Origin of the sequence: Bordetella sp. H567 (genome assembly GCF_001704295.1) — a bacterium.
Classification (GTDB): Bacteria; Pseudomonadota; Gammaproteobacteria; order Burkholderiales; family Burkholderiaceae_B; genus Bordetella_C.
Genome location: NZ_CP012334.1, coordinates 2,553,789 through 2,570,883, shown reverse-complemented (window position 1 = coordinate 2,570,883; position 17,095 = coordinate 2,553,789). Strand labels below are relative to the sequence as shown.

Below are 17,095 nucleotides of genomic sequence, written 5' to 3'. Positions count from 1 at the left end.
GCAAGGAGCCTACATGTACCAATCCCAGACTGTCATCGGCCGCACCGGCGCCGACAAGGACGCCGAACTGGCGCAATGCCGCTGGCCCGAGGACGCCCTGCATGCGATTCCCGATTGGGTCTACACCAGCAACGCGATCTATGAACGGGAAATGGAGCGGATTTTCCGCGGCCGCACCTGGAACTACGTGGCCCTGGAAGCGGAGATTCCCCATCCCGGCGACTACAAGCGCTCCTACGTGGGGGCGACGCCCGTCGTGGTTTCGCGCGCCGACGACGGGTCGATCCATGTGTTCGAGAACCGCTGCGCGCACCGCGGCGCCGAATTCTGCCGCAACGCGCAGGGCAATACGAAGGAATTCGTCTGTCCCTACCATCAGTGGTCCTACGACCTGAAAGGCAATCTGCAGGGCATCCCGTTCAAGCGGGGCGTGAACAAGGAAGGCGGCATGCCCAAGGACTTCCGCAACGACGAGCACGGGCTGCGGCGGCTGCACGTGACCACGCGGCACGGGGTGGTCTTCGCCTCGTATTTGGCGGACGTGGAGCCCATAGACGAATACCTGACGCCGGAAATCCTGGCCGACTTCGATACCGTCTTCCCCGGCAAGCCGCTGAAGATACTGGGCTACTACCGCAACGAACTGCCCTGCAACTGGAAGATGTATCACGAGAACCTGAAGGATCCCTACCACGCGACGCTGCTGCATTCCTTCCTGGTGGTCTTCGGCCTGCTCGTGGCCGGCAACAAGTCGGCCATGCTGGTCGACGGCGTGCATGGCCGCCACGGCACCATGGCGTCGGCCAAAAGCGAGGACAAGTACGCCAGCGTCAGCGAGGAAAACAAGAAAGAGATGCGGTCCTTCCACGACGGGCTGCGCCTGCGCGACGACCGCTTCCTGGAATACGTCAGGGAATTCGATTCGCCGTGGTCCGTGACCATGCAGACCGTTTGGCCCAACCTGATCGTGCAGCGCGAGATGAATACGCTGGGCGTGCGCCACATCATCCCCAACGGGCCGGACAGCATGATCATGCAATGGACAATGTTCGGCTACGAGGACGACACGCCCGAGATGACCCGCCATCGGCTGCGGCAGGGCAACCTGATGGGCCCGGCCGGTTTCCTGGGCCTGGAGGACAACGAGGCGATGAAGTTCGTGCAGGAAGGCGTGCGCCGCTCCACCAGCGACGTCAATGTCCTGAAGCTCGAATCCAACAAGCTGGGTACGTCCAACACCTTGATATCGGAAGCGGCGATCCGGTCGATGTACAGCTACTACCGCGCCGTCATGGAGCTGTAGGATGAAACCCATCCCCGAAGCGCTGCGCGCTTCCCCCATCCAGCCATACCCGTTTCTTGCGATGCACGTGGCGCACAGCGCAATGGACCACTGAGATGAAAACGAATTTTGCGTACGTTTCTCGCCGCATCGACCCGGCGCGCGCCATCGCCCTGCGCCAGGAAATCGAAGAGTTTCACGCCGACTATTGCGCCGTGCTGGACGCCAACCAGATCGAAAGCTGGCCGGATTTCTTCATCGAGGACGGCCTGTACCGGGTCACCGCGCGCGAAAACGCCGAACGCGGGATGCTGGTCGGCCTGGTCTACGCCGAAGGCCGCGACATGATGCACGACCGCGCCGTGGCCATCTCACGCACGCAGATGTTCGCGCCGCGCTATATGCGGCACCTGGTGACGAATACCCGCGTGCTGGAAGAATCGGAACAGGGAATCGAAGCGCAGTCGTCCTTCCTGCTGATGCAGACCCTGGTGGAAGGCCCCACCACGCTGCACCTGGCGGGCTTCTACCACGACGTCTTCACCCGCGTCGACGGCGCACTGAAACTGAAGCAGCGCCAGGTGATCTACGACACCGAAATCCTGGCGAATGACCTGGTGTATCCGGTATAGCGGCCAGACCTACCAAATGGCGCGTACATGCGGGTACGCGCGTCATTTTTGTGCCTGGAACCGATAGCCGTCAAAGGCCGGAAGGTGACGAGGCAATGATTTCCAGCGCCTCGTCGCGCGCCATCACCGTGGCGTACTTCTGCGCCATATCGAACAGATTGGCCTCGTGGGGTCCCAGCGCGCGGTCGCCGACGCAGTCCGCTACCACCAGCGGCCGGAAGCCGTATTGCATGGCGTCCACCACGCTGGCGCGCACGCAGCCGCTGGTGACGGCGCCGGCGACCAGCAGGGTCTGCACGCCCCGCTGGGCAAGCCAGGAGGACAGTCCCGTGCCGAAGAAAGCCGACGGCACCGTTTTCCGCACGATCAGTTCGCCGGCGCGCGGCGCCAGTTCCGGCACGATGGCGCTGCGCGGATCGTGCTCCTTCAGCGTCAGCATGCCGGGCACCTTGATGCTGAAGATGTTCGAGTCCGCGCCGTCGTCGGCGAAGACGATGCGGGTGTGCGCGATGGGCCAGCCTTGCCGGCGCGCATGATCGAGCAGCGGCACGGTATTGCCGATGGCCTGCGGGATATTGCCGCCGCCGAACACGGCGGGATCGGCGAAGCCGTTGACCAGGTCGACGATCAGCAGGCCATAAGGCGGCCGCGGCGCCATCGTGGCGCCGAAGCCCTGCCGCTTGTAGGTTTGCTCTTTGCTTTCCATGCTTCATCCCTTCGCTTCGCGGTCTATCTACGCGTCTTCGTTGACCACCTTTCCATCCCGCACGACTTCCGTGCCGTCCAAGGCGACCGTGCAGCGTCGCAGCGGTATATCGATATGGCAGGCCGTCGTACGTGAACCGCCGGCCTCGTTGTTCGGCCCGAGCGAGAACAGGAAATTACCTTCGTAGGCACGCGCGTCCATGCCCAGCGTCGCTTCGCGGTCGTACATCGCCAGGGTGCTCCAGTGCGCGCGCGGCTGCAGGCCCCAGCCGATATGCGAGATCGCATAGGCTTCGGGATCCCGGAAGGTTTCCATGTAGGTGCGCAGCAGCTCCGCGTCGACGCCGCCCTCGATGCGAGTGGCGTAGCCGTTCTCGATCGTCAGGACGATAGGCTCGCTGGCATAGGACTTCTGCGGCAGCACGATGTCGCCGCGGTCGATGACGATGGTGCCGGTGGCGCCGCCTTCGTTCGGGAAGGTCAGCACGAAGCCGCTGGGCCAGTGGTCCCAGCGGCCCGGTTCGTCGACGAAGCCGTATTCGCTGATCGCGGGGAACTCACCCAGCGGGCATACCAGCGACGTGCCCGCGGCCGACGAGACCTTCATCTCCTTGGCGGACACGATCCGTCGCGCGGCGGCCTGCACGCGCGTGCGATCGGCCTCGGAAGGCACCAGCCGGGCCAGCACTTCCGGCGGTTCGACCGCCAGCAGGATCTTCGTACCGCCTTGCAGGATCTCGTGCTGCTCCGGCGAGAACAGCAGCGTCATCAAGTCCAGCACCAGGTCGCTGGCCTTCAGCGCGGCCATGGCGGCCTTGTTGCCCGTCAGGGGCGTGGTGCCCAGGTAGGCCAACGCATCGCGGCTCAGGGCTTTTTCGCCATTGACCGGCGGCAGGTCCAGGCGATTGACGATCGCGCCCATGTCCTGGCACGCGATCAGCGCCGTGGACAGCGTCTGCGGATGCGTGGCCGCGCCGGTCAGGATCGTCACCGCCTGCCCCGGTTGCAGCTTCGACAGCGTCAGCACCCGCTTCCAGGCGCGGATCATTTCATAGTCGCTTACTGGCATCGTTCGCTCCTTGCGTTGTCCACCGCCGACCCCGTTCCTATCCCGGCAGCCGCGCGCCCAGGAAATCCCCGAAGGCGGCGTAGAATCCCGGCTCGTTGTCCCAGGGGATCATGTGTCCGGCGCCTGGCACCCGCGTATGCAGCGTTCCCGGCTTGAGCGCACGGATCTCCGCCACATCCTCGTCCCTGACCACGTCGCCGCGCTCGGCCGTGACCAGCAGCAGCGGTACGTCCATGGCTGGCAGGTTGGCGTGGATATCCTGAGTATGGAATTCGTCGAAGCTCTGGCGGATGGCGCGCTCGTCGCAGGTGTGCAGCCATTCCGCGCGCAGGCGCAGCTGGTCTTCGGTCCACGTCGGGCAGAACCGCCGCATCGCCTCGGCGTCCATGCCCCGACGCGCCTGCGCGATGGAATCCACGTACCAGGGCAGCTGCGATGGGTAAGCGCGCCGCCCCGGCCCGGACACCGGCGGATCGACCGCCACCACCCGTGCCAGGCCGGCCGGCTTGCGGCTGGCCGCGCGGATGGCGATGCGACCGCCCATCGAATGGCCCACCACGCTGTAGCGCGCCAGCCCCAGCGCCTGGGCCAGCGCGATCACGTCCTCGGCTTGCGCATCCAGGCTGTAGTCCAGGTCTTGTCCCGCCTGCGACAGGCCGCGGCCGCGCACGTCCAGCACATAGGTATCGAAGACCTGGCCGAAGCGTTCGCCGACGAAGCCCCACGTAACGGCCGGGCTGGTTATGCCCGGCACGATGATGACCGGATCCGGCCCGCCACCGCCCGGCATGGACGCCCGCGCGGGCGCATAGCGCAGATAGTGCTGCCGGATGCCATTGGCATGCGCGTTAGCGCCATAGCATAAGGTCGTAGCCATCTCGATCTCCAGGCGCAAGCGCCACTGGTCGCATGAAGCTGGTCTATCACATCGGGGACGCCGCGGATCCGGCTCCGCCGGTCCGCCAGCGTCGCCCCCTTGAGGGGGAAGCGCGCAGCGCTTCGGGGGTGGGCCTACCCATATGCTCCCGAGAGGAGCGCGCCGGCGCCCGGTACGATGGGCTCCATGTCCAGCGCTTTCAGCATCGCGTACGTCGTCGCGATGGCGGCGGTGATCACCGGCTTGCCCGTCATCGCCTCGACCTGTGCGACCACCGGCAGCGATGGCATCTGCACGCAGGCCGACAGCACGATCGCGTCGGCGCGCGACAGGTCCATGCCGGCGACGATGGCCGGCAGGCGCGCCGGATCGTGCCGCCCCACTTCCAGGTTGTCCGGGATTTCCAGCGCGCGGTGGTCCACCACCTCGTAGCCTTCATTGGCGATGTAGTCGATCACCAGCTGCGTCAGCGGCTTCATGTAAGGCGCCACCACGGCGATGCGGCGCGCGCCGATCACCTTCAGCGCATCGATCAGCGCGCCCGCGCTGGTGATGACCGGGGCGTCCGCGCCGTTGGCCGCGGTATGCGCCTTCAAGCGGCTTTCCGACTGGCGATGGTAGCCCGGGCCCATCGCCATGATGGCCACCAGGCAGGCATAGCCCAGCACGTCCACGCGCGCGTCGCTCAGTTCCACGGCACAGCGGTCGGACTCCGCGTCCATCGCCGCCAGCTCTTCCTTCACGACCTTCTTCATGCGCATGCGGCTGGAATGGAAGGTGAAACGCTCGGGCCGGATCTGCTGGCGCGCCAGCAGCATGGCCGGGATCTCGGTTTCCATCGTCGTGTTGGAGCTCGGCACGATCTGGCCGATGCGGTAAGTACGTTGCATGGTGGACTCCTGCGATGCGCGGTGGCGGTCAGAGCTTGAACAGGCGGCGGGCGTTGCCGTGGCAGATTTTTTCGCGGATTCGTTCGTCCATGGGCGTCTCTTCGATGAAGCGCGCGGCGATGCGCGTCGACTCATAGGGATAGTCGACCGAGAACATGACGGCGTCCTCGCCCATCTCCGCGATGGCCCCCAGCAGGGTATGCGGCGAGCACACGCCGGACGTGGTGATCACGATATTGCTGCCGATGTACTCCGACGGCGCACGCGCCAGCGTGATGCCGTGCGAGTACACCGCGAAGCGGCTATCGAAGCGCCAGCGCTGGAACGGCAGGCCCTCGCCCATATGGCCCAGTATCAGCTTGAGCCGGGGGAAGCGATCGAACACCCCGCCGAACAGCAGGCGCAGCGCGTGCGAGGCCGTCTCCACGCCCCATCCCCAGGAGGCCCCGACCAGCTCGGGATGGCCGCGGTAGGCATGCGGCACGACGTAGGGATCGACCGGATGCAGGTACATGGGCACGTCCAGCGCCTGCATGCATTCCCAGAAGGCGTCATAGGCGGCATCGTCGTAATAGCGCCCGTTGGTATGGCCGTTGACCAGCGCCCCCTTGAAACCGTATTGCCCCACGCAGCGCTCCAGCTCGCGCGCGGCGATGGCCGGATCATGCATCGGCAGCACGGCAAAGCCGCCGTAGCGGTCCGGATGACGGGCCACCTGCTCGGCCAGGAAGTCGTTGTTCTGCCGCGCGCGCTGCAGCGCCAGCGCGGCATCCGGTTCGGCCTGCACGCCGGGTCCCGTCTGCGAAAGGATGACGTAGTCGATGCCCGCCTCGTCCATTTCGCGCAACCGTACCTCGTCGAAGTCCTCCAGCCTGGCGGCGAGATCGGCGAAGACCGCCGGGTCGATATGCTGGGAGAAGCTCTTCGTATAGTCCTTGAAGCCCACCGCTGTGTAGTGTTCCTCGAAGGCGATCTTGCGCACCCTGGCCATACCTGTGCTCCTCTTGGGTCTGTTGCCGCGTCGGGATGCTCCCGACCATATTTATCAGCATACTGAGTATGAATCCGCGCCTTGCCCCTGCATCGCGAGCCGTGGCCAAGCCGCGCGGCGTCCCGGCCAGCGCCAGGGCCGCCGGAACGAGATCTCAGTATACTGACTTTATAGTCAGCGTACTGACAAATTAGGGAAATCCTGGATACGGGGGATGCAGGCGAAAACAAGGGCCGCGGCCGAACCGCGCCCCGGTGCGGGCGGCATGTCCCGCCTGCCTGGTCCGGCCTGGCGCGGCCCTGCTCGGGAAGGCTAGAAGGCGCGCAGTTGCGCGCGGCCGTACTGGTTGTTGGCTTCCACCAGCGTGGACAGCAGCTTCATGAAGATCTGGCGGTTGCGCGGCGACAGGGGCTCCAGCAGGCGCTGCTGTGCACGGGCCATGCCGGCCTGCAGCAGGCCCATGATGCGCAGTCCCTCTTCCGTGATGACGGCTTGCCGCGACCGCTTGTCGTTGGGATTGACGCGGCGCTGCACCAGGCCGCGTTCCTGCAGGCGCTTGATGACGTCCGCCGTGGTCGTGCGATCCAGCCCCAGCTCCATGCCGATGGCGGTCTGGTCCATCCAGGGACTGAGCGAGAGCGCGGTCAGCACGCCATACTGCACCGGCGTGATGTTCTGCGTCCGGCATTCCTCGAAGAACATCGCGTAATGGATCTGGTTCAGCCGCCGAACCAGATACCCCGGGCGGGCCCACAGCACCTGCTTGGCGGGCGCGAACACGGTATCGTCCGCGGCGGACGCCGCCGGGGCGCGCCGCCTTTTCGTTGGCTTGGTCTGAATATCCGCGTCTGCCATGGGGTGAGGACTGCGAACGGGCCGCAAAGTTGTTAGTACACTGAATATTACACCATCGCCCTGGCCCGTCCCTTCCCCGCCGCGGCCTTACTGGACGGCTGCCTTGCCGTTGCAGATATCCATGATCATCCGCGACGTCAGGTACATGCGCGGCACGATGGTCTTGATCTCTATGTATTCGGCCGCGTTGGAATGCGCCCCGAATCCGTTCACGCCCATCCCTTCTATGACGGGCCCGCGCGCCTTCAGGGCGGCGAACGCGGCATCGGTGCCTCCGCCGGCCGCGCGGTCCACCACGTTCATCGGCATGCCCAATTCCTGGTAGATGGCCTTGCCATGCTCGGCCAGCGCCCGCGATGCCGGCGTGGCTTCGAGCGGCGGGCGGCGCACCTCGAACTTCACGCTGACCTTGGATTCGGGCAGCAGCTTGTTCTTGATGCGTTCCTGCAGGGCGGTCTGCAATGCATCGAAGTCGGCCACGCGCAGCGCCCGGGCGTCGGCCTGGGCAGTCGCGTTGCCCGGGATCACGTTGCGATTGGTGCCCGCCTGCGCCACCGTCCAGTTCAGCTTCAGGCCGTCCTCCGGCTTGGACAGGTCGTCCAGCTGCAGGACCTGGTGCGACAACTCGTACAAGGCGTTCACGCCGCCCTCCGGCCGCGAACCCGCATGCGAGGTCCGCCCCTCCACCGTCAGGTAGGCCGCGCCTATGCCGCTGGTGGCCAGCCGCAAGTCGCCATGGGTGCCGCCGCCCTCGAAGGAAAACACCGCGTCCTGGTCCGAAGCCAGCCGCGTGATGGTGCTGCGTGCGCCGGGCGAGCTGATCTCTTCATCGCCGTTGAACAGCACCGTCAAGGTGCCGTAGTCATCGAACTTCAGCTTCTGCAGCAAGGCGACGGTATGGATCACCAGCGCCACGCCCTGCTTGTCGTCCGCGATGCCCAGGCCGTAGGCGCGATCGCCATCCACGCGGAAAGGCTGGTCCTTGAGCATACCGTTGCGATAGACGGTGTCCATGTGCGCGATCAGCATGATCTTCTTGCTGCCCTTGCCCTTGAACTCCGCATGCACCATGGGGCCGATCACGTCCGGCGTATCGCCCATGCGGAAGACGTCGGTGGGCTTGATGATCTGCACCGAACCGCCCAGCGCCTTGAGTTTTTCCGCGGCGTAGCCGGCGATCTGCTCCACGCCCTCGACGTCGCGGCTGCCGGACTCGAAGCCGACCAGGCCGCGCAGCGTATCCAGCATGGGCTGCTGCTGCGCCTTGGCGGCATCCAGGACGTCGGCGACCGGCTCGGCCGCGCTGGCGGCCCCGCCCAGGGCCGCCAGGACGAGCAGCGCGGCCGTCGCGGCGCGGCGCAATTGCATCGAAGCAAATGACATGGCGATTTCTCCTTCCTCCGTGTTGTGGTCCGACGATGATAAATCGGGATCGTGCCTGGGGACAGCGCCAGTAGACGCGCCGGCGAAGGCGGTGCTAATCTGGCCCGGAGTTTCAAATTTCATTAGCTATATCCCAAATTTTAGGAAATATGGATATGCCAGATCCCATGGTTGCACCCTTGTCCGGCATCACGGTCGTCGAAATCTGCAACGTCGCCGCCGGCCCCTTCTGCGGCATGCTGCTGGCCGATATGGGCGCGGATGTCGTCAAGATCGAGCACCCCGAGGGCGGCGATACGCTGCGCAGCTGGCCGCCGATCTCGCAGGGCTACAGCGAAAACTTCGCTTCACTGAATCGCAACAAGCGTTCGGTGACGCTGAACCTGAAAGACCCGGCGGACGTCGAACTGGCGCGCGACCTGATCGCGGGTGCCGACGTGCTGCTGGAAAACAACCGCCCCGGCGTCATGGAGCGCCTGGGCCTGGGCTATGCCGCCTTGCGCGAACGCAATCCCCGCCTGCTGTATTGCTCGATCTCGGCCTACGGCCAATCCGGGCCGCGCGCGCAGGAAGGCGGTTTCGATCTGACCATCCAGGCCATGAGCGGCATCATGAGCGTGACGGGCGAACAAGGCGGCGCGCCGGTCAAGTGCGGTGTCCCCCTGGCGGATTTTTCCGCCGGCCTGTATGGGGCCTTCAGCATCGTCAGCGCGCTGCGCGAGGTGCAGGCCACCGGCCACGGTTCGCATATCGATGTATCGATGCTGGGCGCGACGCTGGGCATCGCCGCCCTGCAGACGTCGGAGTTCTTCGGCAGCGGCCGCGATCCCGTGAAGCTGGGGTCCGCGCATCCGCGCAATGCGCCCTACCAGGCCTTCCGCTGCCGCGACGGCTATTTCGGCATGGCGGCAGGCAACAACGCGCTATGGAAGAGCGTGTGCGCCGTGGTGGGCCGCGAGGCCTGGTACGCCGATCCGCGCTTTACCGACACCAGCCTGCGCGCCCGCAACCAGGACACGCTGCGCGAGATGCTGGAAGAGATCTTCCTGCAGCAGGACGCGGCGCACTGGCTGGCGCGATTCCGCCAGGCCGGCGTGCCCTGCGCGCCCATCAATTCCTATTCCCAGGTGCTGGACGACCCGCAGGTCGCCCATATGGGCTGGGTCCAACCGGTGGAATTGCCCAATGGCGTCAAGACCCGCACCTTCGGCATGCCGGTGCGCTTCGACGGCCGGGCCAGCGCCATCCGCCAGCGGCCGCCGGGACTGGGCGAGCATAACGAGGAAATCCTGGCGCCCCTGCGGGCCGTGCGGGCGACCGCGGAGACCGCGAAATGAGCGGGTTGGTGCGCATCGAGCGGGACGGCGACGCCTTCCATATCCGGCTGAACCGGCCGGAGAAGATGAACGCCTTGTCGGCCGCCCTGGTGGAGGCCTTGATCGACGCGGTGCAAGACGCGCATCGCGAAAACGCCGGTGTCATCGTGCTGGAAGGCGAAGGCAGGAACTTCAGCGCCGGCTTCGACTTTGCCGATGTGGACGTCCAGTCCGAGGGCGACCTCTTGCTGCGCTTCGTGCGCATCGAAACGCTGCTGCAGCTGCTGCGCGGCTCGCCCTGCCTGACCGTGGCGCTGGCGCATGGCCGCAATTTCGGCGCCGGCGTCGACCTGTTCGCCGCCTGCCGGCTGCGCTACGCCGACAAGGAAGCCACTTTCCGCATGCCGGGCCTGAAATTCGGGCTGGTGCTGGGCACGCGCCATTTCGCCTCGCTGGTGGGCACCCAGGCCGCGCGCGCGCTGCTCGAAACCGCCGCCACCTTCGATGCCGCGCAGTCCCGCGACATGGGCTTCGTGCAGGCGATGGCATCGCGCGACGAATGGCCTGCCCTGCGCAGCCAGGCCGCCGCGCGCGCGGCGCAACTGCCCGCCGCGAGCCGGACGGCGCTGTACGACACGCTGGCGGACCGGGGCACCGACGAAGACCTGGCGCGGCTGGTCCGGTCGGCGGCCGCGCCGGGGCTGAAGCAGCGCATCGCCGCCTATCTGGATGCGCCCCGCTAGGCGGGCACGGCAAGCAAGGCATACGTAAACGCGCCGCGCAGGAACATCCTGCAGGCGCAGGAAAACCGCGAGGAGACACCGCATCATGGGATCCGGCTTCAATCAACCCGACAAGCAACGCACCCTGTCCGAACTGGCCGCGCTCATTCCCGACGGCGCTTCGGTGGCGCTGGGTGGCAGCTTCCTGCACCGCGGTCCGTTCGCCCTGGTGCGCGAACTGATCCGGCAGGGCCGCCGCGACCTGGAACTGATCAAGCAATCCCCCGGCTACGACGTCGACATCCTGTGCCGGGCCGGCGTCCTGCGCCGCGTGCGCGCCGGCATCGTCGCCATGGAGGGCAACTTCGGCCTGGCGCCGGGCTATCGCAAGGCCATCGAGCAAGGCAAGGTGGAACTGGAGGAGCACGCCTGCGCCACCCTGACCGCCGGCCTGCGTGCCGCGGCCTATGGCGTACCCTTCATGCCCTGCGGCGGCGTGCACGGCAGCGACCTGCCCGCGCTGAACGGCTGGGCGTGCCTGGACGATCCCTACGGCAGCGGGCAGAAGACCTGGGTCATACCCGCCGTCCGTCCCGACTTCGCGGTGATCCATGCCAGCGAGGTCGATGCCCAGGGCAACGTGCGCGTGCGCGGCACCTATCACTGGGACCGCATCATGAGCCGCGCCGCCGGCAGCGTGTTGGTGGTGGCCGAGCGCATGGTGGACAGTGCCGTGTTCGAACGCGAACCGGAAGCCACCGTGGTGCCCTATTTCATGGTGCAGGCACTGGCCGTGGTCCCGCACGGCGCCTGGCCGGGATCGTGCTGGCCGGACTACGCCATCGACTATCCGGCGGTGGAACGCTATATGGACACGACGCGCACCCTGGACGCCCACATGGCCGAGGCGCCCGAAAGCCAGGAGGCCCTCCATGCGTGAAGCCTGGTCTCCCTTTTCCTATATCGCGATCAACCTGGCCCGCTTCATCCGGCCCGACGAAATCACGTTCAGCGGTGTCAATTCCACCTTCCCCATGCTGGCCTGCCTGCTCGCCAAGCAGGCCTACGACTGGGACTTCGTCTACATCAACGTGGCCGGCGGCGTGGATCCGCGGCCTTCGCACGTGCCGCTGTCCAGTTCAGACCCGGTACTGGCCGAGCGCTCGGCATCGATTTTCGCCAACGAGGACTTCTACGACCTGTGCACTCGCGGGCGCATGGACCTGACCTTCCTGGGTGCGGCGCAGATCGACGGCAACGGTTGCGCCAACAATTCCAGCATCGGCGACTGGCATCGGCCCAAGGTGCGCCTGCCCGGTGGCGGCGGCGGCGCGGTCATGCTGCCGACCGCCCGGCGCGCCTGCACCTGGCGCACCGAACATTCCACTCGCACCTTCGTGCGCAAGCTCGATTTCACGACCTCCTGGGGCGGTTTCCATGGGGTGGTGACCCCAATCGCGGTATTCGTGAAGCGCGACGGCCGGCTGGCCTTGCAGTCCTGGCATCCGGAGGCCAGCCTGGACGAAGTGCGCGCGCGCACCGGTTTCGAGTTCGACGCCACGGGCGCGGCGCCGACGCAAGCGCCCACCGAGCGGGAACTGCGCGCGCTGCGCGCGCTGGACCCCGACGGACAGTTCGAGCGCGACGCGGCGGTCAAGCTGCGCTGATGGCCAGCCGCGCCGCGCGCCAACAGGAAGGAGCCTCCATGCACAAGGACGTCCACAAAGACGCCATCTCGACACAGGCCAGCCCGCAAGCGGAAATCCCGGAAAGTAACCTGGTGGCCGAGCTGCGCCGGCGCTGGACTGCCCCCGCCTGGCGCGGGCGGCCGGCCCTGGTCCACGACGACGGCACGCTGTCCTATGGCGAGCTCGCCCATCGGGTGGCCGGCATCGCGGGCTGGCTGCGCGCGGCCGGCGTGCGGCGCGGCGATTTCGTCGGCGTGGCCATGGCGCGCACACCCGCGCAAGTGATGGTGCTGCTGGGCGCGCTGGCGGCCGGGGCCTGCCCCTGCCCGCTGGAACCGCGCATTTCCGCCGAGGAAACCCGCAGGCGCGTCGACGCCGTCGGCCTGGCATGGATGGTGTACGACGCCGCGCACGGCGACCTGGCGGCGGCGTGTGGCCTGCCCGCGACACAACTGCTGGACTGGGAGCGCCATGACCCGGATGCCGCGGCCGGCTGGGATGCGGACGTCAGCCCCGGCGATCCGGCGCTCCTGCTGTTCACCTCCGGCAGCACGGGCCGCCCCAAAGGGGTGCTGCTGAACCATCGCGGCCTGCTATGCAACGCGCGCGGCGTCGCCGCGCATACCGGGCTGCGGCAGGACGACCGCCTCCTGCACGTCATGCCGCTGCATCACACCAACGCCATCAACAACCAGGTATTGGCGCCCCTGCTCGCCGGCGCCGCCATCGCGCTGGGCGGCCGGTTTCGCGCCGAGGACATGCCGGGCCTGATGGGGCGCCATGCACCCACCATCATCACCGGCGTGCCGACCATGTATGCGCGCATGCTGGAACTGGATTTCGACCGCGCCGACCTGGCGCGGCTGCGCTTCGCGCGCTGCGGCTCCGCGCCCATCACCGAGGCCCTGCATCGGCGCATCGAGGATTTCCTGGGCTGTCCGCTCATCGTTTCCTACGGCCTGTCCGAAGCCACCTGCACGTCCACGATGAACCCGCCGCACGCGCGGCGCATCGGCACCGTGGGAACGGTACTCCCCGGCCAGCGCGTCTTCCTGCGCCGTCCGGACGGCGGCGTCGCCGCGCCGGGCGCGGAGGGCGAAATCTGCATCGCGGGCGACAACCTGATGACCGGCTATATCGGCGCGGCCGATCCCGGCATCGCCGACGGCATCCTGCGCACCGGCGACCTGGGCCGCTTCGACCCGGACGGCTATCTCAGCATCACCGGCCGCATCAAGGACGTCATCATCCGCGGCGGGGAAAACATATCCCCAACGGTCATCGAGCGCGCGCTGGCCGCCCTGCCCGCCGTGGCCGCGTGCGCGGTGGTGGGCGGCCCGCATGCGGACCTGGGCGAAGTGCCGGTGGCCTTTGTGGTCGGCCGGAACGGCGGCGCCATCGACGAAGCGGCGCTGCGCGGCGAGATGCTGCGCGTGCTGGGACGCATCTACGTGCCCGAGCGCTTCATCGCCGTGGACGCGCTGCCCGAGAACGCGGTCGGCAAGGTGGACCGGTCCCTCCTGGCCGCGCGCCTGCGCGCGGACCACGCCGGCCCGGCATGAGCAAGCAGTCGTCATGCCGCGTCGAAGAACGCGGCGCATACACAAACCCCCAAGGGGATATTGAAGGAGACTCATCATGCATCATCACTGGCGTACCCTCGCAAGCGCGTTCGTGCTTGCCCTGTGCTCGGCCGCGGCGCCCGCCCAGGCGCAGCCGGACAACTGGCCGTCCCGGCCCATCAAGCTGGTCGTGCCCTTTCCGCCCGGCGGCGCCAGCGATGCCGCCGGCCGCATCTACGCGCAATACCTGACCGACAAGCTGGGCCAGACCGTGGTGGTGGAAAACCGCGCCGGCGCGGGCGGCGAGATCGGCGCGGACCACGTCGCCAAATCCGACCCGGACGGCTATACCCTGCTGCTGGGTGCGCTGGGCAGCCATTCCATCCATGCCGCGCTGGGCGAAAGCCCCTACGACCTCGGCAAGGCCTTCGTCGGGGTGTCCATGGCCGCCACGGTGCCCATGGTCGTCGCCGTCAACAGCAAGGTGCCCGCCAAATCGATCACCGAACTGATCGCGCTGGCCAAACAGAAACCCGGTCAGTTGACCTTCGGATCCGCCGGCCCCGGCACGCCGCAGCAGATGGCCGTCGAACTGTTCAAGGCCGACACGCACACCAACCTGATGCACGTGCCGTACAAGGGCAGCGGGCCGTCGGTGGCTGCGCTGCTGGGCGGCCAGGTGGACCTGGTCATCGAAACCCTGCCGGCCCTGCAAGGCAACATCAACACCGGGCGCATCCATGTCCTGGCCGTCACCAGCGCCAAGCGCTCGCCCAGCATGCCCAACCTGCCCACGCTGCAAGAGGAAGGCGTGAGTGGCTACGACGTCACCAATGCCTATGCCGTGCTCGCGCCGGCGCGCACGCCCAAGCCCGTGATCGACAAACTGGCCGCCGCCATGAAGGAAGTCGGGGCCATGCCGGAGGTCCAGCAAAAGTTCCGCCAGCAAGGCGCCGAAGCCGTCACCACCACGCCGGACCAGACCACGCAGATGCTGCAGGCCGAACTCAAGAAGTGGACCGCGGTCGTGCAGGCTGCCGGCGGGAAGGAGATCGCGAAGAAGTAGCGGGAAGTCCGATCGCGGGGAATTCGCTGGTCTCGCGCGCCAGCGCCGCGATGGCGCCTACCAGCGGGTCCAGCACGTCGCGCTTGTGGACCGCCACGAATTCCACCGGTGGCAGCGCTGGCCGTGCGTCAATCCGGCGCAGCTGTCCGGCTTCCAGCTCCTGGCGGCAGGACCGCAGGGGCAGCAGGCTCACCCCCAGGCCGGCCATCGTCAGGTCGGCCAGCACCCGGACATTGCTGCAAGAGACCACCGGCTGGTAGGAGGCCTTGCCGGCGCTGAACCATTGCTCGATCACCGGATAGTGATGGGATGCCTCGGACAAGCCCAGGACCGGCAACTCCGCCAGTTCCGCCGGGCTCAGCGCGCGAGGCGGCAACGCCAGCCCGGGCGGTCCCATCCAGACGAACTCGTCGTAGCCCAGCGACAGGCACGCGAGGCGCGCGCCGTGCACGGGCCCCGTCGCGATGGCCAGATCCAGCTCCCCAGTGGCCAGGCGTTCGACCAGCGGCGTGGTCAACGCGATCTCCAGTTGCACGGTCACCGCCGGAAAACGCTGGCGCAGCGCGGCCATCAGGCGAGGCAGCCAGGTCATCGCCACCAACCCGGCCACGCCGATGCGCACGATGCCGCTGGCGCCGTGCGCATCGCCGATATCGCGCGCGATGTCCGCGGCAAGGCCGACCATCTGCCGCGCGCGGGCCAGTAGCGCCCGGCCGCGGGGCGTCAGCACGGCGCGGTGGCCGCTGCGGTCGAACAAGGGGACGCCCAGCGATGCCTCCAGCTCGCGCATGCGCGCGGAGATCGTCGATTGCGTCGCATGCATGGCCTGCGCCGCGCCGGCGAAGCTGCCGGTATCGACGATGCGGATGAAGGTCTCCAACTGCCGTATGTGCATGCGGTGCTCCGGGATGCGTTGCGCTACATCGAAGTATCCGATGAAGTTTCTAAAAAATAAATCGCTTTCTTCGATCAATGCCGGCGCCTAGACTGTGATCGAGCCGTACACCGCGAACCCGCCTCGCACGGCCGCAAAACCGGAGGAAGACATGGGCGCCATCGAACGCATTCTTGCCGAACATCACGACGAGTCCATCCGGGCCCGCGACACGCCTTTCGAAGGCCCGGTCGTCTGGCGCCGCGACACGCTGGCGCCCGAGGACGGCATCATTGCGCTGGACGCCGGCAGCCGCAAGGAGCTGGACGAACTCGTGGAGACCCTCAGGCGCAATCCCCTGCCGACGCCGCTGCTGCAGATCGAGGATTTCGACCTGCCCGCCTGCCGCGCGATGATGACGCGCGCGCGCGCCGTCCTGGAACACGGCGTGGGCTTCGTGATCGTCGACAAGCTGCCCATGGACGATTACACCGTCGACGAGGCGCGCGCCGTGTACTGGCTGCTGGCCCAGATCGTCTCGCGGCCGGTGGCACAAAGCTGGGACGGCAAGGTCATCTATGACGTGCGCGACTTGGGCAAGCCACCGGGCAACGGCGTGCGGCCGGACATCACCAACGCCGAGCAGAATTTCCATACCGACAACAGCTATAACCTGTATCCGCCCGACTACGTGGCGCTGCTGTGCCTGCGCCCGGCCATGGAAGGCGGCATCAGCAGCATCGTCAGCTTCTATTCGGTCTATAACGAAATGCTCGCCTCGCATCCGGACCTGGTGGAGCGGCTATACCAGCCCTACCTGTTCGACCGCCAGCGCGAACATGCGCCGGACGACGCCAAATTGATCAGCCATCCCCTGTTCCAGACGCACGAGGGCCGTACCCTGTGCCGCCTGTCGCATCGCCATGTAGTCACCGGCTACGCCATGGCGGGCCAGGAAATGGATGAACAGACCAAGGCCGCGCTGTACACGCTGGAATCCATCATGATGGAGCCTCGCTGGTCGCGGGAATTCTTCTTCGAGGCGGGCCAGATCCAGATCGTCGACAACACCCGCCTGGGCCATCGCCGGACCGCCTTCGTCGACTACGCAGAAGAAGACCGCAAGCGCCATCTGGTCAGGCTGTGGCTGCGGAACCACGGGCGCAGGTTCTATAACGGTTGA

17 protein-coding genes are annotated in these 17,095 nt (G+C 67.0%); 9 read left to right on the top strand and 8 right to left on the bottom strand.

Annotation, left to right across the window (positions count from 1 at the left end):
• Nucleotides 1–13 precede the first annotated feature (13 nt).
• Nucleotides 14–1,303 (top strand): aromatic ring-hydroxylating dioxygenase subunit alpha, encoded by a 1,290-nt coding sequence (locus tag AKI39_RS11555; RefSeq protein ID WP_066635889.1) that lies wholly within the window; start codon nt 14–16, stop codon nt 1,301–1,303.
• A gap of 95 nt (nt 1,304–1,398) precedes the next feature.
• Nucleotides 1,399–1,914: an aromatic-ring-hydroxylating dioxygenase subunit beta gene (locus AKI39_RS11550; RefSeq protein WP_066635886.1), complete on the top strand. Its 516-nt coding sequence runs from the start codon at nt 1,399–1,401 to the stop codon at nt 1,912–1,914.
• Nucleotides 1,915–1,984: 70 nt separating this feature from the next.
• Here the strand turns inward: AKI39_RS11550 and AKI39_RS11545 are convergent, their stop codons facing one another.
• The 7 genes from AKI39_RS11545 to AKI39_RS11515 all read right to left on the bottom strand — a co-directional run bounded on the left by AKI39_RS11545 (nt 1,985) and on the right by AKI39_RS11515 (nt 8,684).
• Nucleotides 1,985–2,620 carry an N-carbamoylsarcosine amidohydrolase gene (locus AKI39_RS11545; RefSeq protein WP_066635884.1) on the bottom strand — a complete coding sequence of 212 codons (636 nt, stop codon included), beginning with the start codon at nt 2,618–2,620 and terminating at the stop codon, nt 1,985–1,987.
• A gap of 27 nt (nt 2,621–2,647) precedes the next feature.
• Nucleotides 2,648–3,688: a 2,5-dihydroxypyridine 5,6-dioxygenase gene (locus tag AKI39_RS11540; RefSeq protein ID WP_066635881.1), complete on the bottom strand. Its 1,041-nt coding sequence runs from the start codon at nt 3,686–3,688 to the stop codon at nt 2,648–2,650.
• 37 nt (nt 3,689–3,725) lie between these two features.
• A complete protein-coding gene (locus AKI39_RS11535; RefSeq protein ID WP_066635879.1) occupies nt 3,726–4,565 on the bottom strand; it encodes an alpha/beta fold hydrolase in 840 nt (279 codons plus the stop codon).
• Nucleotides 4,566–4,699: 134 nt separating this feature from the next.
• Nucleotides 4,700–5,455: a maleate cis-trans isomerase family protein gene (locus tag AKI39_RS11530; RefSeq protein WP_066635878.1), complete on the bottom strand. Its 756-nt coding sequence runs from the start codon at nt 5,453–5,455 to the stop codon at nt 4,700–4,702.
• A gap of 28 nt (nt 5,456–5,483) precedes the next feature.
• Nucleotides 5,484–6,446: an amidohydrolase family protein gene (locus AKI39_RS11525; protein ID WP_066635877.1), complete on the bottom strand. Its 963-nt coding sequence runs from the start codon at nt 6,444–6,446 to the stop codon at nt 5,484–5,486.
• Nucleotides 6,447–6,758: 312 nt separating this feature from the next.
• A complete protein-coding gene (locus AKI39_RS11520; RefSeq protein ID WP_145925249.1) occupies nt 6,759–7,226 on the bottom strand; it encodes a MarR family winged helix-turn-helix transcriptional regulator in 468 nt (155 codons plus the stop codon).
• A gap of 162 nt (nt 7,227–7,388) precedes the next feature.
• Complete coding sequence (locus AKI39_RS11515; RefSeq protein ID WP_083228779.1) at nt 7,389–8,684, bottom strand: M20/M25/M40 family metallo-hydrolase; 1,296 nt, start codon at nt 8,682–8,684, stop codon at nt 7,389–7,391.
• 155 nt (nt 8,685–8,839) lie between these two features.
• On the opposite strand from AKI39_RS11515, the gene AKI39_RS11510 reads away from it, so the two are divergent.
• From AKI39_RS11510 to AKI39_RS11485, 6 genes are all read left to right on the top strand, one after another.
• Nucleotides 8,840–10,021 (top strand): CaiB/BaiF CoA transferase family protein, encoded by a 1,182-nt coding sequence (locus AKI39_RS11510; protein ID WP_083229098.1) that lies wholly within the window; start codon nt 8,840–8,842, stop codon nt 10,019–10,021.
• Nucleotides 10,018–10,743, top strand: a complete 726-nt coding sequence (locus AKI39_RS11505) for an enoyl-CoA hydratase/isomerase family protein (RefSeq protein ID WP_066635873.1) — start codon at nt 10,018–10,020, stop codon at nt 10,741–10,743. Before AKI39_RS11510 ends, AKI39_RS11505 begins: the two co-directional genes overlap by 4 nt.
• An 85-nt stretch (nt 10,744–10,828) precedes the next feature.
• On the top strand, nt 10,829–11,662 hold the full coding sequence (locus AKI39_RS11500; RefSeq protein ID WP_066635865.1) for a CoA transferase subunit A: 834 nt from the start codon (nt 10,829–10,831) through the stop codon (nt 11,660–11,662).
• Nucleotides 11,655–12,389, top strand: a complete 735-nt coding sequence (locus AKI39_RS11495; protein WP_066635862.1) for a CoA-transferase subunit beta — start codon at nt 11,655–11,657, stop codon at nt 12,387–12,389. The genes AKI39_RS11500 and AKI39_RS11495 overlap by 8 nt, the downstream gene beginning before the upstream one ends.
• 38 nt (nt 12,390–12,427) lie before the next feature.
• The gene (locus AKI39_RS11490; RefSeq protein WP_066642768.1) at nt 12,428–13,972 is read left to right on the top strand and encodes a class I adenylate-forming enzyme family protein; all 1,545 of its coding nucleotides are present in this window, start codon (nt 12,428–12,430) and stop codon (nt 13,970–13,972) included.
• 76 nt (nt 13,973–14,048) lie between these two features.
• Entirely contained in the window at nt 14,049–15,038 is a 990-nt protein-coding gene (locus tag AKI39_RS11485) for a Bug family tripartite tricarboxylate transporter substrate binding protein (protein WP_066635853.1), read from the top strand.
• On the opposite strand, the gene AKI39_RS11480 is transcribed toward AKI39_RS11485, so the two are convergent.
• Nucleotides 14,980–15,933 carry a LysR family transcriptional regulator gene (locus tag AKI39_RS11480; protein ID WP_145925248.1) on the bottom strand — a complete coding sequence of 318 codons (954 nt, stop codon included), beginning with the start codon at nt 15,931–15,933 and terminating at the stop codon, nt 14,980–14,982. The genes AKI39_RS11485 and AKI39_RS11480 overlap by 59 nt on opposite strands.
• A gap of 151 nt (nt 15,934–16,084) precedes the next feature.
• Between AKI39_RS11480 and AKI39_RS11475 the strand changes: the two genes are divergently transcribed.
• Complete coding sequence (locus tag AKI39_RS11475; protein ID WP_066635849.1) at nt 16,085–17,095, top strand: TauD/TfdA family dioxygenase; 1,011 nt, start codon at nt 16,085–16,087, stop codon at nt 17,093–17,095.